Below are 19,890 nucleotides of genomic sequence, written 5' to 3'. Positions count from 1 at the left end.
AATTAATAATAAAGCATAGGTAGACATCCTAAAATATGTTACCCAAAAAACACACAACTAACTGTTCGCAAGTTAAATACAATTATTATACAACATAAATTGAAAGCTAACATATGGCATCAAGTTCGTCATCAACTGACACGCGGCATGGAACGGACGGATATAGACACCATGAGGCAAATATCCCTCGCGGACTTTCTCGCGCGGTTGGGGCATGAGCCTGTCCGAAGGAGCGGAAACGAACTTTGGTATCGTGCGCCGTACCGCAGTGAGCGCACGCCCTCTTTCCGTGTGAACGTGGCGAAACGGCTCTGGTACGACTTCGGTTTGGGCAAGGGCGGTGACATCTTCACGCTTGCCGGGGAGTTTGCCCGAAGCGGTGACTTCATGGCGCAGGCAAGATTCATAGCGGAAACCGCCCGTATGCCGTTTGTCGCATCGGAAAAGCCGTTGTACCTGCCGGAACCGTCCGAACCTGCCTTTGAGGGGGTGGAAGCCGTCCCACTGCTCCGCTCACCATTAACAGAGTATCTGGCGGAACGGGGCATCCCTTATGCCGTTGCATCCCGTCACTGCTGCCGCTTGAACTACGGCGTGCGTGGAAAACGGTATTTCGCAATCGGTTTCCAGAACGTGGTTGGCGGCTATGAAATCCGGAGCCGTTATTTCAAGGGTTGCGTGCCGCCGAAGGATGTGTCGCTGGTCAAAATGGAAAGTTCTCCGACTGGCGTGTGCAGTTTATTTGAAGGATTTATGGACTTCCTTTCCGCTGCCACGCTTGGATTGGAAACAGGCGACAGCCTTGTGCTGAACTCCGTCGCCAACGTGGGTAAGGCGGTAAAACACTTAGACGGGTACGGGCGCATCGACTGCTTCCTCGACCGTGACGAAGCCGGGCGGAGGACGCTGGAAGCCCTCAAAGGACACTACGGCGGACGTGTCTGTAACTGTTCCGCACTCTATGACGGTTGCAAGGACTTGAACGAGTATCTGCAACTGACAGCAAAAAAGAAATGAACAATAACTTAAAAATCAAAGGACAATGAACATACTGAACAACAAGAACAAGAGAATATCCATCTTCAAGGCGTTGGCACTCTGCCTGTTCGCCGCCGTGTCGCTCACGCTCGCATCGTGTGACGATGACATGGACATCCAGCAATCCTATCCGTTCACGGTGGAAACGATGCCCGTACCGAACAAGGTCACAAAGGGGCAGACGGTGGAAATCCGCTGTGAACTGAAAAGGACGGGCGATTACGCCAACACGCTCTACACCATCCGGTATTTCCAGTTCGAAGGGGAAGGCACGCTGAAAATGGCGGGCGGCATTACTTTTCTGCCCAATGACCGCTACCTGCTCGAAAACGAGAAGTTCCGGCTGTACTATACGGCTGAGGGCGACGAGGCGCACAACTTCATCGTGGTGGTGGAGGACAATTTCAAAAATTCCTACGAATTGGAATTTGACTTCAACAACCGGAACGTGAAGGACGACATTCAGACCGTCATCCCCATAGGCAATTACAAACCTCTGCCAAGATGATGCGTGTATTCATGGCTATCCTCTGTTCGCTGCTGGCGGTCTGCTCCGTGTCCGCACGGGACAGCCGTCGGAAGGGGACGGACAGGCAGGCGGCAATCTACCGCCTGCCGCCTTTTGAGCGGGCGGTTCGCTGTACGAAGTATTTTGAAGGCTGGCACTCGGAGAAACACCACCCATACGTGGGCTGGGGTCATCAGGTGCAGCCGGGGGAAAGGTATTCGGCACGCACCATGACGAAGCGGCAGGCGGACGCACTCCTGCGGAAAGACTTGCGTAAGTTCTGCGCCATGTTCCGTAAGTTCGGGCGTGACAGTCTGCTCCTTGCCACGCTCGCCTACAATGTCGGTCCATACCGGCTTTTGGGGAGCGGGAAGATACCCAAAAGCACGCTGATCCGAAAATTGGAGGCGGGCGACAGGAACATTTACCGGGAATATATCGCTTTCTGCAACTACAAGGGGAAACGGCACGCCATGCTGCTCAAACGGAGAAAGGCGGAGTTTGCGCTGCTGTACATTCCGTAACATGGCAAATGCCTGACAAATGAAACTCCGATGAAGCCGCAACTTCATCGGAGTTTCCGCTTTTCATACATTCGGGATTTTTCCTTTGCCGATTACTTCACCGTCCCTGCAATGCTCTATGATGCCGGGCGAAAATCCCATCTCCCCGATTGCGATATGCCGGATATACTCCACATATTCCTGACCTTGAAAAATCCTGCCCGTGAGGTTTTTGAAAATCATCCTTATGCTTGTTCCGTCATCGCTGTGCAGGATGATTTTTCCGTTCTGTCTGATTTCTTCCATGATTGAAACTTGTTTTTGTGAATACTATCGTAGATTGGGACAGCGGTTTCTTTGCTACTTTCTTTGTCCGCCGTCATGCTCACCGAAAGAAAGTAGGGCGGCTTTGTCCGCCGCCACTCAAAAATGGGTGTAGAGTCCTGTTACCATCGTGAACATTTCTTCCAGCATATCGCAATATATGCCATCGTGTGTTTCGATGTCCTTCGTCTTGCACTCGAATGTCTTTTTGCTGAACGTCCTGCGGTAGAAACGCATATTGTAGAGGTCTAAGCCGGCATCGTAGATGATGTCAAGGCGGTTGGCACTCGTCTTGTTCCTCGCAAGGCTCATGCGCAGTCCGTTACCCATATCTATAAAGTCCTTGCTTCCCGTCATGGCGGCAAAGCGTCTGCCGCCTATCTGCTGTAAAATAGTCTTCGCTATCATGCTTTTCTTGGTTGTAGGTTGGCGGTGCGGACACCGCCAACTTGTTTAACATTCTGTTATCTCGGCAATGGGTGTGTTTCGTTTCAACCATTCCATCAGGCACTCCATATTGTACTCGCTTGTGATGACTGCCGTATGGCTGTTGATGGCGGTAAACCTGCTGCTCTCGTAGTCGTCTATCCACCCTTTTAGGGTATCAACTCCCCACGCTTCGGCATCGTCAAAGATGCCGTCCAATACTTTGATAGGCTCACTGAACTTCACTATCAGCGTTTGATAGGCTGCGTTCATCGTCTGTCCTCCTTTCCTTCCTTTGCCGTGAGCCACTCATCCCGTGCTTCTCGGCACTCGTCCAATGTGGGTTTGACACAAGAGAACAACTCTCCGTCTGTGGGGTGGCGGTAGTCGTACTGCACAAGTGTCCGCTTGCGTCTGCCGATACCTAATTGGAAACGCTCGTATTTCTCCGTACCTGCTTCCGTGCAGGTGCTTACTCCGTTGATGGTCATCCGTGTTGCCATAATCGTTGATTTTAGGGTGGTTAAAAATGTACTGACAAAACTCTGTTCTTCATCACCATTTCGGGGTCGCTCGTGTAGCGTTGGTGCAGGTAGAAATGGTGGGAACCGAAGCCGTAAAGGAAAAACCTGTCAAGTCCGTGCTTCTCGGCAAAGTTCTTTACACTCCGTCTTAACTGCTCCTCACTCGTTGCAAGAGTGAGGAGGTTCACAAATTCAAGGAACATCGTGGGGATTTTATCGTCCCACAGACAAACCATGCTTTCAATTTTTACTTCCATACTATTGGGTATTATAGGTTGATACTATGCCGCTTCCATCCGCTGGCGGATAAGGTTCACGTTGCTGTTCACAAGGTTTACAATGCGGTCGTGGTACTCGGTATTGGAATTGTGCAAGCCACGACTTTGCACCACTTCCAATGTCTTCAAGGAAACCTCCACCGTTTCTATGCGCTTGCCGTCAATGGTAGCGGATAGGATAAGAGAGTTCTTTTCAAGGAAATAGGAGTTGGAAAACACGCAATGGTGCAGTTCCGTCCCTTCCGCTGCAAACTCCGCAACGCTCTCCAACACACGCACCTGCAAAGTGCCGTCCGTGAAGGCGATGCCGAAGAATATGCCTTTGAGTTTGCGGTATGCCTTCTCGTGTTTCTTCGCTTGGCGGATGCGTTCCTCCAACTTCTTGCGTTCTATCTCCTTGTTGCGCTTGTGCATAAGTCTGTCGTGTTCGGCTTTGAGGTCGGAGGGACAGACGTACTTCGGGCTGTTCGTGTCCTTGCCGAAATGCCGCAGGAGGTCTATGGTGTCACGCCACATGGAGCCGTCAGCAATGGTGTAGCCGTTGCGGATACATATCTTTACGGATGCCCAATACCTCTCTATGTCAAAGGAACTGCGGATATAGTGGCGCAACATGGGGTATTGCCCTGCCTTCAACAGCGTTTCGGCTCGGCTGTCGGAAAGGATAGCCGTGAAAAGGTCGTAAGGCAGTATGTTGTGGTATTCGCCATTGAAGCCGTTGCGTTTCAGTTCGGGTATGAAACGCTGTCGGGGATAGGTGCAGACGGGGTTTATATCGTATGCACGGAGTTTGTTGTTCTTGCGTACCTCCATGTCGCTGTATTCCGCCCATAGGTCGTAGTAAAGTATGGACATTCCACGCAGTCGGGCAATGGTGACGGTTGTGCCTTTGGGCGAAATCCACCTTTGCACCACTTCATAAATGGAATACCCGGCTGCCTGCCCTGCCTTGTATTGGGACTTGACGAAGAAGAAGCGTATCACTTGGTACTGCTTGCAGGTGGTGATGATGCAGAAATACTCGTTCTCGCTGAACACGCTCTTTCGGGTGCGCAACGCTTCCAACTCCATGCCGCAATGCGGGCAGGTGCATCCGCAAACGGTGTCCGCAAGGTTGTGTTCACTCCTCCACGAATGTCCGCACTCGGTGCAGATGTTCGTGCCGTCCGCCCTCTTGATGGCGTAATGTTTGAAGCAATGGCGGAAAGCGTAAGCCCTCTGTGTGGCGGTCAATTTCGGCAGTCGCTCGCTCAATCGTGCGACTTCCTGCTGTATGGGTGTTCTCGGTTTCATAATCAGAAATTGAATAGGTTGGGTTGTTGTACTTCTTGTGCGGTCGCTTTGGTGGCGGTTCTCGGCTTGCTGCGGTTCTGCAACTTGCGGAGTTCCTCCTCTTGGTATCTGCGGACTGCGTTCTGCCGTGCTTCCGCCTTTTCCTCTGCCGTGAGTTCCACAACGTGGTTCACCGCCACTTGGCACTGAATGGGCTTGCCTACCTCTATCTCGTTCTCGTCATAGTAGTGGACGGCTTGCCCGAATATCTCCCCGTCCGTGAAGCCGTTGCAACCGCTCCGCTGCACGTAGTTGAGAATGTAGGTGACACAATCGTCTATGTTCTTGGCAGGGTTGCGGTAGTTCCTCGCAAAGAGCGTATCTTCCGCTGCACGCTGCTCCAGATACATCTGTATCGTTCTCTTGAAATGTTCTGTTCCTTTCATATCGCTGTCTTTTTTAGATTGTCTGTTTCAGTATTTCTCTCCAATAGGTCGGCTCTACCTCGCTCAGAAGGAAGTCTGTAAAGTCCCTCCGTGCGTCCTTGTTCAGTTCTCGGTAGAGTTCACGGAACACGGATATGTTGCCGTTGATGTACGTTTCCACCATGTACACGAAGATGTTGTCCACCTCGTAGTATCTGCACTGCTGCGCTGCCGTTTTGCTGCTTCTCTTTGCCATGTCAGTAGGGGTTAAAGGGTGAATAACCAAAGGATGAAGCCGAAGAAGGCAATAGTGGAAAGGATAGCCACGATTACACCTATCGCCACTCGGAACACTCCGTTTACAATCTCTCTAATAATGCCCCAAAAGATGCCGAACATCCCGAAGGCGGTGCGTACCATCAAGCCGCATATCGCAAGCCCTATGTACTGCGCCATTTGTCTGAAATTTGCCGTTGCCGTCATATCTTCGCTGTTTTTGATTTTTTTGTTTTTTAATGCGGATTCAAGAGCTGAGGGAGTTGAGTTTCAAACTATCTTATCTGCCTCTCGTTTATCCGACATTTTTTTTATGCGTCTTTCTGTCGCATCGGTCGTTTTCGTTTCGGGTGCTTGAAAAGGTAGGGATTAGGGAATGCAAGGTTTTTCGGGAAAAATACTACCCGCAGGGCTGGAGATTTTTTCCGAAAACAGGAGGCTTGACCTTGCATTCCCGTCCAATCCCGGAATTACCTTTGCGCCCAGAACGGAAATGACTATCTGATGCGGCTCACTGAAAGACGCGAAAATGGAGGTAAACGGAAGTGGAGGCAGATTGGACAGGAAAACTTCAAAAGAGAAATCCGTAAAAAAGGGAAAACGCCAAAAGGAAAAGGGACATAGCCGGAGGCGTGAAACCGGGCAAACCACCGGCAAGGAAGTATGATTTTATATGTCTGGCCGAGCGTGTACGGTCGGACGGATAAAATCATTCTTCCCGGTTTGCCTGCCGTGTGTGACGGCTTGTTCCATTTATGGATCGGGCGGTCAGACACGGCTTTCCGCTTACGGCTCAAAGGAACAGTGGAAAAAGAAAAATCGTCAGAAACCCGTAAAAGCACCTCTTTGGCATAAGCACAAAAGAAATGGGCCTTGCATCATTAGTCTAAACTGTTGTTTAGGCGTGAGGCAAAGCCCTTTTCTCCGCTTATGCGTAGTCGGCATACGTTCGACCAAAATCCTTTTGGGCGATGGTGTGCCGACGGACAAAACCGCTTTTACGGAAAAACTTGTATGAGAAGAAAAAATTAGGGAGATTCATTTCAAAATCTCCCGTTTTATTGTTACTTTTGCATACGAAGAGTTCTTTGAAGGTTACGCAACGCGCAGAAGGATGATGCAGTAGATAACTAACTAAATCGTAACCTATTACTATCATGAGCAATTAACCTACGCTCAGTTCCAATAAATTACACTCTTTTCGTAACTTCGACTTCACAAATATACAAATAAATAACGCAAAATGGAAGAAGTCTTAATCCTTATTCTAATGGAAGTTACTTTCTGACAAAGATCAATGAAGCAATAAAACTCCGGGGGGTCAAGTCTTAATCCTTATTCTAATGGAAGTTACTTTCTGACAAGAATCACGTAGTAACTTATCAGGTGCCGTAAAGTGTCTTAATCCTTATTCTAATGGAAGTTACTTTCTGACAACGAAAGGGGAAAGAAACGCATGGAAAAGAATAAGTCTTAATCCTTATTCTAATGGAAGTTACTTTCTGACATAAACAACAAAGATGTCTAACATAAAACAGGTGCGAAGTCTTAATCCTTATTCTAATGGAAGTTACTTTCTGACATCCTCAAAGAAAGTGATGTAGCTAGTACCACGTACGCGTCTTAATCCTTATTCTAATGGAAGTTACTTTCTGACACAGAGTTATTTAACGTATTTGAGCGCGGGCAACCAGTCTTAATCCTTATTCTAATGGAAGTTACTTTCTGACCATGGATATATAAAACATGGGAACGCGTATCACTTACTGTCTTAATCCTTATTCTAATGGAAGTTACTTTCTGACTTGGCGTAGGCGAATTGATAAAATGTGAAACCGCTGAATAGTCTTAATCCTTATTCTAATGGAAGTTACTTTCTGACAATACGTGGAAGACGTGGAACTGGATAACGTGGAAAGGTCTTAATCCTTATTCTAATGGAAGTTACTTTCTGACGGCTAAACAGGCCCAGAATGAGAATTGGTATGTGAAGTCTTAATCCTTATTCTAATGGAAGTTACTTTCTGACCTTAACAACAGGATTCTTACTCATATTGACGGATTATTCGTCTTAATCCTTATTCTAATGGAAGTTACTTTCTGACTTGAAGAGTTTTGACGGTATTGTAGAAGTAGAGGTGTCTTAATCCTTATTCTAATGGAAGTTACTTTCTGACACGAACTATGCCTGACGGAACGCCGGCTAGAGGTGTCTTAATCCTTATTCTAATGGAAGTTACTTTCTGACCAGTTTGACATAAACAGAATCATTGAGCGTTATAAGTCTTAATCCTTATTCTAATGGAAGTTACTTTCTGACACTAAGAAATTAATGGCTATGTTGGAAACAGCTTCAGGTCTTAATCCTTATTCTAATGGAAGTTACTTTCTGACTTGGTAAACAAACAGATTTAAAATCGGTGGTAGACTCAGTCTTAATCCTTATTCTAATGGAAGTTACTTTCTGACTTAAATCCGGGTCGCGAGATAGTGCATAAACAAACAAGTCTTAATCCTTATTCTAATGGAAGTTACTTTCTGACAGCAATATTTATAACTCACTGTATTACAACCTTATCCCCTGAAACTCTTTCTAAAAACGCTCTTGCATTCACCATTATTAACTCATTTCTTAGGGTTTGCAAAGTTAGCCATTATACCAATACGTCAAAGAACGTCACTGCTAATATTTCATAAAACCAATATGCAGACCTATATATGCCAACTAAAAAAACAATGTATTCTTATTATGCATGATAACATCCAACTCCACCTTTTGACCGATTACCTTCATCGAACGTAAATAATCGGCGGAAATCGGAACAATTAATATACTATCATTATTCTCATAAGCCGCCTGCACTTCCGCCAAATCTTTCCGTATGCCATCATACTCCGACATCGCCAAGTCAGCCAAAAAGATAGACCGTTGCACACGCGTACAACCTTTCCGTTGTAAGTATTTAACAACCTGATGACGAACCTTGTCACTCTCTATATCATACATAACAAAAAACAACATATTAGAAGCCGGTCTGTTTGTTCGATTAACCAATCCTAAAATCCGCTTGATTCGTTCATCTAATGATGACAAATCCAACATATCATTACTCAACCGGTTTGGGACAGCCGATTCCGAAATGCCTGCATGAATAAACTTTTGCATTTCAAGTACAAAAGTCAACACTTTATGAACTTTCTTCGCCATCCCACCCTCCCGGTTAATGTCCGTTTATAAACCCTATGATCAAATCAGCCATCAACTGATTCAATTCAGCATTTGTTCCTGTACGAGGAGATTGTACCACCGAAAAACCTTTTTTCCCGAAAAACAAATTAATCTCAGCTTGTTTCATTCCCATCTTTAAACGGATCTTCTTACCATATTGAATATTGATAACTTCAGCAACAACGACTCCCACCTCTTCTATATAAGGTTTGAGAAGAGCCATCATATCATCTAATTCCCGAGGGACAAATACCGATGGCCGTTCCTTTTGGGCATGCGGATTAAGTAGCTGCTTAATCCGGTCCAATGCATCCCTGTCCGGATCGGATGTACCTATTTCTTTCTTCTTCAAGGCTACATCGTTAGTTTTGACCATTTTATCCTGTTGCCTTTTCTGTTCGAACAAACCAAATGGATTATCCATATCAATAAAAGCACGAATATCAACCTGAACAGCATCCGGATTATAATAAGCATCCGGATCAACACTGACAAAACAAGCACGGGTCACATCGCTCGTCCGCGTATCAATCACTTGATGCAAAACATATTGCTTGCTAAACTCCAACAAAAAAGCTTTATAAAACAGCGAATACAAACCACTATCATAACAACGCTCCTTTAGCTTGAAAAATACCTTCAGCCCATCTTCACTTGGAGAAAGAAAAGACAATACAACTCGGTCGTCAGCCTCGATTTGCTTCCGCAAATCAACAATAGAGAAACCCTTATCCGACAAATGATCTATATCTATTACAAAATATTCGGTATAAGCAAAATTTTCTATCCGCCGATAAGGAGGATTAAACATTCCACAAACCAAATAAGGCAACCGGCGCTTCAACAAACTATATTGTTTATCATCTATCTCCTTGACAATCCGAAGTTTCCGAATAGCAGAAAGGATTTCCTGACGAGGATTACGCAATGAATCATAAAGATATTTAATCGTTACTTTGTGCAGTAAATCAGCACTACCTGTAATATTGCTTCCTACCGAAATCATACTCAAATATATTTTTTCCATTGTTGTGCCAAGTCTTGGGCATACAATGACAACTGGGTCATCCGACTTCTCGACACTCCTTTCACCGTTACTACTTCATCCAGATAATCATTCAACGACTGAATAAGTACCCGGCGACCTAGAGCTTCCAACCAACAAGATCCATCTTCTCTAACCGAGTAATAATCATCAGTCACAACCTCCTGCATCAACAAAGAACAAACAACATAATCCACCCATACACGATATAGCTCAATCACATCATACACAAGAACCGGGCGGTTATAGTCATCCCTGTGCATCACACCGACATAGGGATCAATGCCTGCCTTTATCAAAGCACCTTCAATCTTCCCATACAACAATCCATAGCCATAGTTAAACAACGCATTAGCCACATCCATAGCCGGGTGCTGACTTCTTGTTTCAAAACGATACTTTTCCGGAAGAAACAGATTCAACGTCTCAAAATAAATTTTGGAAGACAGTCCTTCCCACCCTCTCAAAGAAGGTGCAACATCCGAAACAATTTCTCCCTCAATTCCTTTTACTTTTGTTCGATAATCTTCCAGACGATTAACTGATTTGTTTACTACCTTTTCCTTATCTTCCGTACGAGATATCATCATTAACAACAAGGCTTGCTGATTCTCTATTTTCCGGGAGATGACCTCTTTGATCCAAGATACTGCGTCTTTAGAAAAGGTAAAACTCAACTGTCCCTTCCGAACTGTCGAAACAGAACCATATTTGGGGCTCCAGATCCTCCCAATCGGTTTCCCACTTTTATCCATAAATAACACCTCTATCTCCTTCTCGATCGCCAACAATACAGCATCACTGGTGATTTGGGCACCACGACTAATCTGAATAGAGGTGATTCCTTCAGATGGGATACGTTGTTTACCTTCTTTTGTAAGAATAACAAACCCCTCATTATCACGATTCAACGCAACTCCAAATGTATTTAGTACTAGTTCCATCGTTTTTTCTTTTAATATTTTTCATATTAACCCTGCCGACTTTTTCCAACCAAACATCCGTCAAAGCCAACCACCTTACATATTATTTGGAATTAACCAATCAATGCAAATTTAAAGAATATACCGGACTAAATCCAAAACAACTCCATCAAAAAATACATATAGCTTCACTATTTCCTGCTTTTTCACTAGTTTTGCAGCCATTATGAAACAGCATTTGAAACCGATCATGTTCGTTGGCACTTGTTCCGATGCAGGAAAGAGTGTGATTAACGCAGCCTTCTGCCGTATCTTTAAGCAAGACGGATACCAACCTGCCCCTTTCAAGGCGCAGAATATGTCGTTGAACTCCTTCTCCACCCCCGAAGGTGGCGAGATGGGACGCGCCCAGGTAGTACAGGCCGAAGCATGCGGTATCGCTCCGCATACGGATATGAACCCGGTATTACTGAAACCGACTAACGACAAGAGTTCGCAGGTCGTACTGAACGGTAAACCGGTCGGCAACATGTCCGCCAAAGACTATTTCGGCGTACAAAACCAGAAGGAAGCACTTTTCAGAGAGGCTATCGAAGCCTTCAACCGCCTGGAATCCCGCTATAACCCAATCGTACTGGAAGGCGCCGGAAGCATCTCCGAACTAAACCTGCGCGATCGCGATATCACCAACATGCGGATGGCGATACAGGCAAACGCCTCCACCTACCTGGTTGCCGATATCGACCGGGGCGGTGTATTCGGCTCGGTTTACGGTACTATCGCACTGCTCAAACCAGAAGAACGGGCACAGATGAAAGGTGTCATCATCAATAAATTCCGCGGAGACGCATCGCTGTTTGAAGAAGGACGGACGATACTGAAAGAATTGACCGGCCTCCCCGTCGTAGGCGTTATCCCCTGGTTCCGTGACATCAAGATAGAAGAAGAAGACTCCGTCGCCCTGGATATGAAGACAAACACCTGGCAGGACGGCAAGATCAATGTCGCCATCATTCTGCTGAAACGTATGTCTAACTTCACCGACTTCGATGTCCTGGATATGGACCCGCGCTTCAATCCCTATTATACCAGCAACATCGACGAGATAGAGAAAGCGGACATCATCCTGCTGCCCGGCTCGAAGAACACGCTGGCCGACCTGCAAAGCATCCGCGCCAACGGCATAGCCGACACCATCGTCCGCGCCCATAAGAGAGGGAAAAAAGTGATCGGTATCTGCGGCGGTTACCAGATGATGGGTGCCCGTCTGGAAGATCCGGAAGGTATAGAAGGAAACCTGCCTGCCGTTCCGGGATTGGGACTGCTCCCCCAATGCACTGTTATCGAACAGGAGAAAGTCACCAAACAAAGCCGTTTCACTTTCCGTAACGGCTCCACGATGGCCTGCAAAGGATACGAGATACATATGGGACAAACCTCTTTACTCGGCAACGCGCCCGAAAGTCCGGTTGCCCTGCTGGAAGACGGTAGGAAAGACGGCTACTACCTGAACGACCATTGTTGGGGAAGCTATATGCATGGCATTCTCGATAATCCCGAAGTGCTCGACAATCTAGCTGAGGGTTTCAACAAAGAGACCGACAATGCCCCGTTCGATTACGCTGCATTCAAAGAAGAACAGTATGACAAACTGGCCGACCTGGTAAGAAAACATGTGGATATGGAGTATATTTACAGTACGCTGTAATCATCCCCACAACTCCCCGTTCGCTCGGATCAACAGTTTTACAGCCTCTAACTGATCTTTTTTCAGAGAAAAAGATTCATAGGCTCTGCAATAGTTCAGTGAATGTATATCTGTTCCGGTATAATCATAACAACCGTTTCTCAGTAATGAACCGGCTGTTTTTCGGGGAAGCGTTCCGTAAAAGCCTGCCAGGGAAAACAAATTAAGCTGAAATTTGCATCCGTGCTCTTTCAGCTTCATCAAATCTTCCATCTTCCAGAAACCATAGCGTTCCGGATGGACAAAAACCGGTACAAAACCATTCAATTGGATATCGTACAATTTCTCAAACAGATCACCGGGGGCCTGCAAACAGGAAACCTCTACCAATACATGCTTCCCGTCATACGACAGCAACCCTTCTTCCATCCGCTCGTAGAAGCATTCATCCAGCATATATTCGGCTGCCAGATGAAGGTCTATATGTATATGTGCACAGTCTTCCCGAAATGTTTCAAACCGGTCCCGAAGAAAATCTTTTCGGTTCTTAACCAAATCAGCCATTATATGCGGTGTCAGGAAAATACGTTCCACTCCCTGCCCTTCCAGAAAAGCCAACATGGCAAGACTGTCTTTCTCTGACGAAAATCCGTCATCCACCCCAGGCAGCAAATGAGTATGTACATCAGTCATCCCCGGCCACAAAAGTTTTTTCCGGGTAAATAAATTTGAAAGAAATGTGCTCATAATATACTTATATAACAATACCTGCAAAGGGAAAAGGATCATTTCAACCGGTTCACCCGCGCCACATCATCCATTTTCACACAAACGGTTGCTCCAAGTTGCTCCAGGTAAAGCAGCAAATGATTCTTCTTTATCTTCTTTACCTTGCCGGATACATGCTTCATGGCCCCGGTAAGAATTTCCACTTCTTCACCCGCACAAAGTTCATGCTCGGCTGCCTGGCCCAGGAAATCCTCGATAGCGTCTATCTCCTTCTGGCGGACAATAGCCGGTTTACCATTATAAAAGACGATACGGATAACGCCATATACCTGAAGCAGGTCACGCAACACCGTATCCGGACAGCGCACAAATATATAAGAACTGAATAACGGGACTTCAACTATTTTCACACGATCGGACCACACACGCGGAGTCCGGTGTAAAGGTAAAAAGCATTCAACTCCTAAAGCTGCAATACGTTCTTTTACCTGTTTTTCTGCCCGCGGGGCAGTATATAATACATTCCAATTGGTATTTAAAGGGGGTATCATTATCTTTTTTTTGTTTCGGGCACAAATATAGGACTATTTTTCGTATTATTGCAAAACTGTTTGCGAACACAAATTTAAATACCATGAATAGAAGAAGTTTTTTGCAAAAATCAGCCATTTCGGCTGCAGGACTTGGTTTGTCACCCCTGTTTGGAGGTGCTTATCAGTCAGTTTACGGACAAACGGCAGCAAGCAACAAAGTGAAAGTTGCTCTGATCGGATGCCGCAGTATGGGTTTCTCCAACCTGAGTAAGTTTTTGGAATATCCGGAAGTGGAATGTGTCGCCCTCTGCGATATCGACGACGAATGGCTGAACAAGCGGGCCGCCGATGTAGAAAAAAAGACCGGAAAAAAAGTTCCTCACCTGTATAAGGACTGGCGCCACGTCATCGACAACAAGGATATCGACGCAGTCATTATCGGTACCCCCGACCACTGGCACTGCCTGCCGACTATCTTTGCCTGCCAGGCTGGTAAAGACGTATATGTCGAAAAACCGCTTTCCAACACCATCGAAGAATGCAACCTGATGGAAAAGGCTGCCCGTAAATATAACCGGGTCGTACAGGTAGGCCAATGGCAACGCAGCGATCCGCATTGGGACGAGGCCGCCAATTATCTGAAAGCCGGAAATATCGGCCGTATCCGTACCGTGAAAGTCTGGGCTTACCAGGACGGCAAACCGACCCTGCCTGTTGTTGCCGACAGCCCCGTTCCCGCCGGAGTGGATTACGACATGTGGCTCGGTCCGGCTCCGAAACGTCCGTTCAATATCTACCGTTTCCATTATAACTTCCGTTTCTTCTGGGATTATGCCGGCGGCCTGATGTCCGACTGGGGCGTACACCTGCTGGATTATGCGCTCGAAGGCATGGGAGCCGACCTGCCCAGCCGCGTATTCTCCGGAGGTGGCAAGTTCGCCTATCCCGATGATGCGATGGAGACGCCCGATACATTGATGGCTACATACGCCTACAAAGATTTCAATATCATCTGGGATCATGCCTGCGGTATCAACCACGGTCCGTTCGACAAAAAAGAAGGTTTGGCCTTCTTCGGTGAAAACGGCACACTGGTACTCACCCGCGCCGGCTGGGAAGTCATCCCTGTCGTTGCCGGAAAAGAGGCACGTATGGAAGCTGTCCCCTTCAAAAAGGGAGAAGGCAAAGGCCTGTACAACCATGTCGGAAATTTCCTGAGTTGTATCAAAAGCCGCGAATTGCCCAAAGCAGATATCGCCATCGGCGCACGTGTAGCCAAGATGTCGCATCTGGCAAACATCTCCTGCCGCCTGCAACGGGAAGTGCGTTGGGACGATGCCAACAGCGTGTTCATCGGTGATAATGAGGCAACAGCATTATCAAAGGCTTACTACCGCGCTCCGTGGGAATTACCCAAATTGTAAACGTAAAAATATAATTAGCAGGAAAACGCTAAACATCTTTTGATAATCAATTATTATATGTACTTTTGTTCCAGATACACGAACATATAAACTTGATATACCTAAATGAGCAGCGTTTATGCTAATTATTCGAGAGAAGACCTGATCCGTGAAATAGAAATACTGAAGGCACAAGGCACCTCTGTTAATGATGAAGAAACATACCAAAGTCGTTTTCTGAACAATGCTGTCGCATTAAGGAAAACATTCTCGGATGTTTTATCATTGTTAATAACTCCAAGCCAAAAGGATATTATTGATCAGTCTCTACTGACCATATTGAGATTTTTTAATGTAGACAGGGTATACATCGGAAATTTCGATAATGACAAACCGACTTTCGACTTCACGCATGAAGTAACCAGCCAAGGTACTATCTCCATGCGTGAAGATCTTTTAGTTGGGTTGCCCAAAGCTGATTATGCCTGGTGGATAAAAACGATCAAGGAAGGAAAAGATATCATTATCAGAGACACTGATAATATGCCGGAAGAGGCCGCAGCCGAACAACAGATACTAAAAGTTCAGGAAATCATTTCCCTGCTCGTTATACCTATCTATTACCGAGGATACGCCAATGGTTTCATCGGACTCGATTGTGTAAAAAAACACAGGGACTGGGATGCTTTGGATGTCGAAAACCTACGGATGCTCACCGATATTATCTCCATTGCCATCGAACGCGAACTGGCGCATGGTATGGTTGAACATTCGATGAAACAAACATTGAAGAGCGAAGCCAAGTTCCAGATCATTTTCGACAAACTTCCCTGGGGTGTCGAATTATACGACGAAAACGGGTATCTGCTGGACATCAATAATGCCGACCTGGATATTTTCGGAGTGACACGCGAACAGGTAATCGGCCTCAATGCGTTCGAAAACCCCAATATACCGGAATGGGTCAGCGAAAAGCTGAAAAAAGGGGAAGATGCGGCTTTTCTCCTGGATTATAATTTCAACAAAGCAGCTGAAAAAGGTTATTATACAAGTAAACTAGCCGATGAAGTTAAACATTTAAGGGTAAAAGGCGTTGTGCTGAAAGACCGGCAGGACGTGATACTCGGATTCTTTTATATAGTCTTCGACGATACCGAAAGTTATCATAAAGCAGAAGAGATACAATACAGCCTGGCTAAACTGAAAGCAGCTGTCGACACAGGCGAATCCATTATCTGGGAATATGATGTGGCAACAGATAAGTTAAGTGCGGATTTCAGCCTGAACGATCTGATCGAGGAAAGTTCCTTCCTGACCTATCTGAAAGAAGACAGATTCAGTTCCGTACGTGATTTTATAGAAACATTGCATCCGGATGACCGCCACAGGGTTTACAACAAACAATTCAAACGGCTTGTCGACGGAGAAATCGGCAAATATGTATCCGTATACCGCCGTGTATTCGACGGCAAGGTTTACTGGCTCAATTCAAATGTCCGCGCTTATAAATATTCAGAGGACGGGAAACCCAGCAAAATAGTAAGCTACACCTCCAACATCACCGAACAACGTGAGAAAGAGCTGGAACTAATGAAAGTCAAAGAAGCGGACAAACTCAAATCGGCATTCCTGGCAAACATGAGCCATGAGATACGTACTCCGTTGAATGCGATCGTCGGATTCTCGGATCTGGTAGCCGAAACAGACGATCCCGAAGAACGGCAGACTTACCTCGACATTATCCATACAAACAACGATCTGCTGCTTAACTTGATCGGCGACATTCTGGACTTCTCAAAAATAGAAGCGGGTATGTTGAAGTATAACATTGAAGATACCAACATCAAGGAGTTGTGCATGGAAGTCTATCTGTCCGGATCGCTGAAGATAAAACCGGGAGTAAAATTACTCTTCGATAAAAACTCACCGACCGTAATCCTCAGGACAGACCCGCAACGTATCCTACAGGTAATAGCCAATTTCGTCAACAATGCGATCAAATTCACAAGCGAAGGGAGCATTACAATCTTTTATGAGACGAAAGAAAATGAAGTGAAAGTCTGTGTGCGAGACACTGGAATCGGCATTTCGGAAGAAAACAGGGCCCGTGTTTTTGAACGTTTCATCAAGATCAATGACTTCCACCAGGGCACCGGCCTGGGATTGACGATCAGTAAAACGATCATCGAATATCTGGGAGGTACCATCGGAGTAGATTCTGTTCAGGGTAAAGGTTCTACGTTCTGGTTTACGTTGCCTTTGGATTATAAAGGGATTAGTTCGTAATAACTAAAAAATAGATCATTTTAAACTCCAGGGAAAACCGATCCGTTCAAGCAATTCCCTGCGTTCAAGAGAAAGTTCGCCTTTCTTCATACTTCTGCGTTGCACAAAGCACCAACTGCCCAGCTTGTTTTCACGGGCGGTTGGCCAGCGTTGATTCTCTGTATAGAAACGTTTCAGCATCTCATAATTCTCCTGCCATTTTTCATCGACTGTCCAGATAAAACCTTCGGCATCCATTTGTCTGATGCGAAGAGGCGATAGTACTCCCTGTTTACGGGATCTTCGTTGCGTATTACACCACGCTCCCAACCTACCCTCCTGGCTTTTGGGCCAGTGCTCATGTTTTCTGTAGTAAGCAAGCACCTGCTGCCAGTTCTCCGTCCAGAGCGAATCCAGATCCTGCTCCCATCTGAATCCGATCGAATCAAGTAACCGGGTCCTTTCCTCAGATAAAAGTCCTTTTTTCCATGCCTGCCGTTGGGTGTTACACCAGGTATTCAGTTTGTTTTCACCGCGTTTGGGACAACGGTGTTCTACGGCCATAAAAACCTTTAACTCTTCATAGTACTGCATCCAGCGGCTGTCCTGCACCTCCCATTCGAAACCGATCCGGTCCAGCTGCGAGATATAATCTTCCGACAACGTCCCTTTCTTCCGGGCAATCCGTTGGGTGTTACACCAGTTTCCCAACTTCCCTTCGGCTGCCTGCGGCCAGCGCCCTTCACGTTCCTTATATTCGATCAGCCGTTCATACATTACCGGCCATGCATCCAACTCCGCCAGCATATCATCCACACGAGCACGGATATCAGACAGAAATCCAGTTACCTCAAACTCCATAAAGCCTTTAAAGTTCTTTGGAGCACGAATCGCCGGATGATAAACCAATTCCCTTGACATAGCCTCATAAACAGAACGCCCCGAAAGGTTATTAACGAAGTCAAGTACTACCGGATGACGATCCGACCCCGCTTTCAGGCAACGGCCCAGCTGTTGCAAGGCAACCACATACGACTCCGTACGTCGCAGGAACATGGCGGCATCCACTCCCTCCACATGCAATCCTTCGATCAGCATATTTATGGAGAAAAGAACATGCAGCTTTCCCGTTTCCCTACGAAAACGACGCAATGTCTTTTCATTCTCCCGGTTACTGAGTCCGTTATGGATCTCAAATATTTCCGTCTCAAAGCCGGCCTGCCCGAGCCAGTTCGATACTTCGGGAACCATATGCTGAAGATCTTCCTTGTCTTTACAGAAGACAAGCATTTTCTTTACCTCTTTCGGAAGATAACGCCGGATCAGTTCCGATGCACTCAATGAACCGCGAAAATCCAGTCGGGCAAAGTCTATTTTGTCCTGAATATGCTTGCGCCTTTCTGATGTACAGTCACTCCTGTTCAGCATTCGCTGTACCTTATCCAGTTGGTTATTCAGATCGAATACGCTCTGTACCAGAACAGGTACAGGCAGAATCTTATAATACCAAGCCATAGACAAAGACAGTTCATGGAACAGGTTTCCCTTGAAATAGACCTCTACCGTATCGAGCATCTCTTCGGGACGTATTGGAGTGGCCGACATTCCCAGTACACGGGCCTCCGGATTGTTATCTATTACTTCCTGTACAGCCTGTCCCCATACCTCCGCTCCGAAATGATGGAACTCGTCGATAATGATATGATCCGCTTTGAGTTCACCCACTGTTCCGCGATTCAGAACTAATGCCTGAAAAGTCCGGTAGGCAACATGCGGCATTGTCCTGCCAATTGCTTTTTTGATCTCGGCAATGATCGTAACGTTGGGAGCGATAACCACTATATCATCTTCCGAATGATTGACGATATAACGGGCAATCAGATAGGATTTTCCTGTTCCGGTCGCCTGTACAACCGCTCCGATCCTGTTCGTTTTGAATCCTTCCTCAATAGCCCGGTAAGCCGCTTCATTATGTGAAAACAGTTCTATATGCTTTCCCGTTTCCAAACTCCTCAAATAGCTATCATCCGAAACAGTCAGTCCATGCAGTTCAAAGGAAAGTGCCTCCGGCAGATAGCCACCGTGAGCCAGGATACGGAACTGGTTGCAGCCGCACATTTCTCCGATTCGCTGCATTTCAGTATACAGTCTGTCCACTTCCGGCAAGCCGACAGGTTCTTTATTCCATACCTCTTTCACAATGAAAGTAACGGAATACTCCCTGAAGCCTACCAGCAGACAGCCGGATTCTTCAGTGACAAAATAATGATAAGAATGATAAAGATCGCGAAGAGACATTGAGAAAATATGTCAATACTAGAAAGAAATGAGCTATTTACGCTATCTTTAAACGAGGCAAGCCTCGTGCCGCAGGCTCTCTTTTGCCGTTGGTTTCAACCCAATGTCATCAATTTAAGGTTCATAGTGCTCTTTTGTAATTAGTTAGAGTATAGTTTTTACAATTGGGCCTTCCTTTCCTTGCTCGTGGAAACTTTCTTCCCG

22 protein-coding genes and 1 CRISPR repeat array are annotated in these 19,890 nt (G+C 46.2%); of the genes, 7 read left to right on the top strand and 15 right to left on the bottom strand.

Annotation, left to right across the window (positions count from 1 at the left end):
- Window positions 1–147 precede the first annotated feature (147 nt).
- Genes NBH15_RS27430 through NBH15_RS27420 form a run of 3 tightly spaced genes read left to right on the top strand, consistent with a single transcriptional unit; the run spans window position 148 to window position 2,070 of the window.
- Entirely contained in the window at window positions 148–1,017 is an 870-nt protein-coding gene (locus NBH15_RS27430; RefSeq protein ID WP_007366501.1) for a toprim domain-containing protein, read from the top strand.
- A gap of 25 nt (window positions 1,018–1,042) precedes the next feature.
- Complete coding sequence (locus tag NBH15_RS27425) at window positions 1,043–1,546, top strand: DUF3872 domain-containing protein (protein ID WP_007366500.1); 504 nt, start codon at window positions 1,043–1,045, stop codon at window positions 1,544–1,546.
- Window positions 1,543–2,070, top strand: a complete 528-nt coding sequence (locus NBH15_RS27420) for a glycoside hydrolase family protein (RefSeq protein WP_007366499.1) — start codon at window positions 1,543–1,545, stop codon at window positions 2,068–2,070. Before NBH15_RS27425 ends, NBH15_RS27420 begins: the two co-directional genes overlap by 4 nt.
- A gap of 63 nt (window positions 2,071–2,133) precedes the next feature.
- Here NBH15_RS27420 and NBH15_RS27415 read toward each other — a convergent pair whose 3' ends face one another.
- The 9 genes from NBH15_RS27415 to NBH15_RS27375 form a co-directional block, all read right to left on the bottom strand.
- Window positions 2,134–2,355: a DUF7688 family protein gene (locus tag NBH15_RS27415; RefSeq protein WP_007366498.1), complete on the bottom strand. Its 222-nt coding sequence runs from the start codon at window positions 2,353–2,355 to the stop codon at window positions 2,134–2,136.
- Window positions 2,356–2,472: 117 nt separating this feature from the next.
- Window positions 2,473–2,781: a hypothetical protein gene (locus NBH15_RS27410; protein ID WP_007366497.1), complete on the bottom strand. Its 309-nt coding sequence runs from the start codon at window positions 2,779–2,781 to the stop codon at window positions 2,473–2,475.
- A 45-nt stretch (window positions 2,782–2,826) separates the two neighbouring features.
- Complete coding sequence (locus NBH15_RS27405) at window positions 2,827–3,072, bottom strand: DUF6956 domain-containing protein (RefSeq protein ID WP_007366496.1); 246 nt, start codon at window positions 3,070–3,072, stop codon at window positions 2,827–2,829.
- A complete protein-coding gene (locus NBH15_RS27400) occupies window positions 3,069–3,302 on the bottom strand; it encodes a DUF3873 domain-containing protein (protein WP_007366495.1) in 234 nt (77 codons plus the stop codon). The genes NBH15_RS27405 and NBH15_RS27400 overlap by 4 nt, the downstream gene beginning before the upstream one ends.
- Before the next feature lie 20 nt (window positions 3,303–3,322).
- On the bottom strand, window positions 3,323–3,580 hold the full coding sequence (locus NBH15_RS27395) for a DUF8466 domain-containing protein (RefSeq protein WP_007366494.1): 258 nt from the start codon (window positions 3,578–3,580) through the stop codon (window positions 3,323–3,325).
- 24 nt (window positions 3,581–3,604) lie between these two features.
- A complete protein-coding gene (locus NBH15_RS27390) occupies window positions 3,605–4,894 on the bottom strand; it encodes a PcfJ domain-containing protein (RefSeq protein WP_014224642.1) in 1,290 nt (429 codons plus the stop codon).
- A gap of 2 nt (window positions 4,895–4,896) precedes the next feature.
- Complete coding sequence (locus NBH15_RS27385; protein WP_007366492.1) at window positions 4,897–5,319, bottom strand: PcfK-like family protein; 423 nt, start codon at window positions 5,317–5,319, stop codon at window positions 4,897–4,899.
- A 13-nt stretch (window positions 5,320–5,332) separates the two neighbouring features.
- Complete coding sequence (locus tag NBH15_RS27380) at window positions 5,333–5,554, bottom strand: hypothetical protein (protein ID WP_007366491.1); 222 nt, start codon at window positions 5,552–5,554, stop codon at window positions 5,333–5,335.
- 11 nt (window positions 5,555–5,565) lie between these two features.
- Window positions 5,566–5,781 carry a hypothetical protein gene (locus NBH15_RS27375; protein WP_007366490.1) on the bottom strand — a complete coding sequence of 72 codons (216 nt, stop codon included), beginning with the start codon at window positions 5,779–5,781 and terminating at the stop codon, window positions 5,566–5,568.
- 456 nt (window positions 5,782–6,237) lie between these two features.
- Here NBH15_RS27375 and NBH15_RS27370 point away from each other — a divergent pair, with 456 nt between their 5' ends.
- A complete protein-coding gene (locus NBH15_RS27370; protein WP_014224645.1) occupies window positions 6,238–6,429 on the top strand; it encodes a hypothetical protein in 192 nt (63 codons plus the stop codon).
- Window positions 6,430–6,826: 397 nt separating this feature from the next.
- Window positions 6,827–8,117: a CRISPR direct-repeat array (repeat unit 37 nt; unit sequence GTCTTAATCCTTATTCTAATGGAAGTTACTTTCTGAC).
- A gap of 182 nt (window positions 8,118–8,299) precedes the next feature.
- Here the strand turns inward: NBH15_RS27370 and cas2 are convergent.
- The 3 genes from cas2 to cas1 are packed head-to-tail and all read right to left on the bottom strand — an operon-like array spanning window position 8,300 to window position 10,792.
- Complete coding sequence (cas2, locus tag NBH15_RS27365; protein ID WP_250824065.1) at window positions 8,300–8,782, bottom strand: CRISPR-associated endonuclease Cas2; 483 nt, start codon at window positions 8,780–8,782, stop codon at window positions 8,300–8,302.
- 13 nt (window positions 8,783–8,795) lie between these two features.
- Complete coding sequence (locus NBH15_RS27360; RefSeq protein WP_250824064.1) at window positions 8,796–9,830, bottom strand: CRISPR-associated primase-polymerase type B; 1,035 nt, start codon at window positions 9,828–9,830, stop codon at window positions 8,796–8,798.
- A complete protein-coding gene (gene cas1, locus NBH15_RS27355; protein WP_250824063.1) occupies window positions 9,812–10,792 on the bottom strand; it encodes a CRISPR-associated endonuclease Cas1 in 981 nt (326 codons plus the stop codon). Before cas1 ends, NBH15_RS27360 begins: the two co-directional genes overlap by 19 nt.
- 205 nt (window positions 10,793–10,997) lie before the next feature.
- On the opposite strand from cas1, the gene NBH15_RS27350 reads away from it, so the two are divergent.
- A complete protein-coding gene (locus NBH15_RS27350) occupies window positions 10,998–12,479 on the top strand; it encodes a cobyric acid synthase (RefSeq protein ID WP_250824062.1) in 1,482 nt (493 codons plus the stop codon).
- Here the strand turns inward: NBH15_RS27350 and NBH15_RS27345 are convergent, their stop codons facing one another.
- Together NBH15_RS27345 and NBH15_RS27340 are read right to left on the bottom strand one after the other, a co-directional pair.
- Entirely contained in the window at window positions 12,480–13,205 is a 726-nt protein-coding gene (locus NBH15_RS27345) for a tyrosine-protein phosphatase (RefSeq protein ID WP_250824061.1), read from the bottom strand.
- Between the two features lie 38 nt (window positions 13,206–13,243).
- A complete protein-coding gene (locus tag NBH15_RS27340; RefSeq protein ID WP_007655929.1) occupies window positions 13,244–13,738 on the bottom strand; it encodes a UpxY family transcription antiterminator in 495 nt (164 codons plus the stop codon).
- A gap of 83 nt (window positions 13,739–13,821) precedes the next feature.
- Between NBH15_RS27340 and NBH15_RS27335 the strand changes: the two genes are divergently transcribed.
- Window positions 13,822–15,144: a Gfo/Idh/MocA family protein gene (locus NBH15_RS27335; protein ID WP_195586349.1), complete on the top strand. Its 1,323-nt coding sequence runs from the start codon at window positions 13,822–13,824 to the stop codon at window positions 15,142–15,144.
- A 105-nt stretch (window positions 15,145–15,249) separates the two neighbouring features.
- Window positions 15,250–17,409, top strand: a complete 2,160-nt coding sequence (locus NBH15_RS27330; RefSeq protein ID WP_250824060.1) for a sensor histidine kinase — start codon at window positions 15,250–15,252, stop codon at window positions 17,407–17,409.
- Window positions 17,410–17,424: 15 nt separating this feature from the next.
- Here NBH15_RS27330 and NBH15_RS27325 read toward each other — a convergent pair whose 3' ends face one another.
- Complete coding sequence (locus NBH15_RS27325; protein WP_244050987.1) at window positions 17,425–19,686, bottom strand: Helicase associated domain protein; 2,262 nt, start codon at window positions 19,684–19,686, stop codon at window positions 17,425–17,427.
- Between the last annotated feature and the right edge of the window lie 204 nt (window positions 19,687–19,890).

The sequence above is a fragment of the Parabacteroides caeci genome (assembly GCF_023656795.1).
GTDB lineage: Bacteria > Bacteroidota > Bacteroidia > Bacteroidales > Tannerellaceae > Parabacteroides > Parabacteroides segnis.
Note: the sequence above shows the minus strand (reverse complement) of the source record. Positions and strands in the feature narration are given on the sequence as shown.

Excerpts from the sequence above, each read along its gene's own strand:
- NBH15_RS27325 (WP_244050987.1), bottom strand. The coding sequence starts at position 19,686 with ATGTCTCTTCGCGATCTTTATCATTCTTATCATTATTTTGTCACTGAA.
- NBH15_RS27375 (WP_007366490.1), bottom strand. The coding sequence starts at position 5,781 with ATGACGGCAACGGCAAATTTCAGACAAATGGCGCAGTACATAGGGCTT.
- cas2 (WP_250824065.1), bottom strand. The coding sequence starts at position 8,782 with ATGGCGAAGAAAGTTCATAAAGTGTTGACTTTTGTACTTGAAATGCAA.
- NBH15_RS27360 (WP_250824064.1), bottom strand. The coding sequence starts at position 9,830 with ATGGAAAAAATATATTTGAGTATGATTTCGGTAGGAAGCAATATTACA.
- NBH15_RS27380 (WP_007366491.1), bottom strand. The coding sequence starts at position 5,554 with ATGGCAAAGAGAAGCAGCAAAACGGCAGCGCAGCAGTGCAGATACTAC.
- NBH15_RS27430 (WP_007366501.1), top strand. The coding sequence starts at position 148 with ATGGAACGGACGGATATAGACACCATGAGGCAAATATCCCTCGCGGAC.
- NBH15_RS27350 (WP_250824062.1), top strand. The coding sequence starts at position 10,998 with ATGAAACAGCATTTGAAACCGATCATGTTCGTTGGCACTTGTTCCGAT.
- NBH15_RS27330 (WP_250824060.1), top strand. The coding sequence starts at position 15,250 with ATGAGCAGCGTTTATGCTAATTATTCGAGAGAAGACCTGATCCGTGAA.
- NBH15_RS27335 (WP_195586349.1), top strand. The coding sequence starts at position 13,822 with ATGAATAGAAGAAGTTTTTTGCAAAAATCAGCCATTTCGGCTGCAGGA.
- NBH15_RS27410 (WP_007366497.1), bottom strand. The coding sequence starts at position 2,781 with ATGATAGCGAAGACTATTTTACAGCAGATAGGCGGCAGACGCTTTGCC.
- NBH15_RS27420 (WP_007366499.1), top strand. The coding sequence starts at position 1,543 with ATGATGCGTGTATTCATGGCTATCCTCTGTTCGCTGCTGGCGGTCTGC.
- NBH15_RS27340 (WP_007655929.1), bottom strand. The coding sequence starts at position 13,738 with ATGATACCCCCTTTAAATACCAATTGGAATGTATTATATACTGCCCCG.
- NBH15_RS27370 (WP_014224645.1), top strand. The coding sequence starts at position 6,238 with ATGATTTTATATGTCTGGCCGAGCGTGTACGGTCGGACGGATAAAATC.
- NBH15_RS27405 (WP_007366496.1), bottom strand. The coding sequence starts at position 3,072 with ATGAACGCAGCCTATCAAACGCTGATAGTGAAGTTCAGTGAGCCTATC.
- NBH15_RS27395 (WP_007366494.1), bottom strand. The coding sequence starts at position 3,580 with ATGGAAGTAAAAATTGAAAGCATGGTTTGTCTGTGGGACGATAAAATC.
- NBH15_RS27390 (WP_014224642.1), bottom strand. The coding sequence starts at position 4,894 with ATGAAACCGAGAACACCCATACAGCAGGAAGTCGCACGATTGAGCGAG.
- cas1 (WP_250824063.1), bottom strand. The coding sequence starts at position 10,792 with ATGGAACTAGTACTAAATACATTTGGAGTTGCGTTGAATCGTGATAAT.
- NBH15_RS27415 (WP_007366498.1), bottom strand. The coding sequence starts at position 2,355 with ATGGAAGAAATCAGACAGAACGGAAAAATCATCCTGCACAGCGATGAC.
- NBH15_RS27425 (WP_007366500.1), top strand. The coding sequence starts at position 1,043 with ATGAACATACTGAACAACAAGAACAAGAGAATATCCATCTTCAAGGCG.
- NBH15_RS27400 (WP_007366495.1), bottom strand. The coding sequence starts at position 3,302 with ATGGCAACACGGATGACCATCAACGGAGTAAGCACCTGCACGGAAGCA.
- NBH15_RS27385 (WP_007366492.1), bottom strand. The coding sequence starts at position 5,319 with ATGAAAGGAACAGAACATTTCAAGAGAACGATACAGATGTATCTGGAG.
- NBH15_RS27345 (WP_250824061.1), bottom strand. The coding sequence starts at position 13,205 with ATGAGCACATTTCTTTCAAATTTATTTACCCGGAAAAAACTTTTGTGG.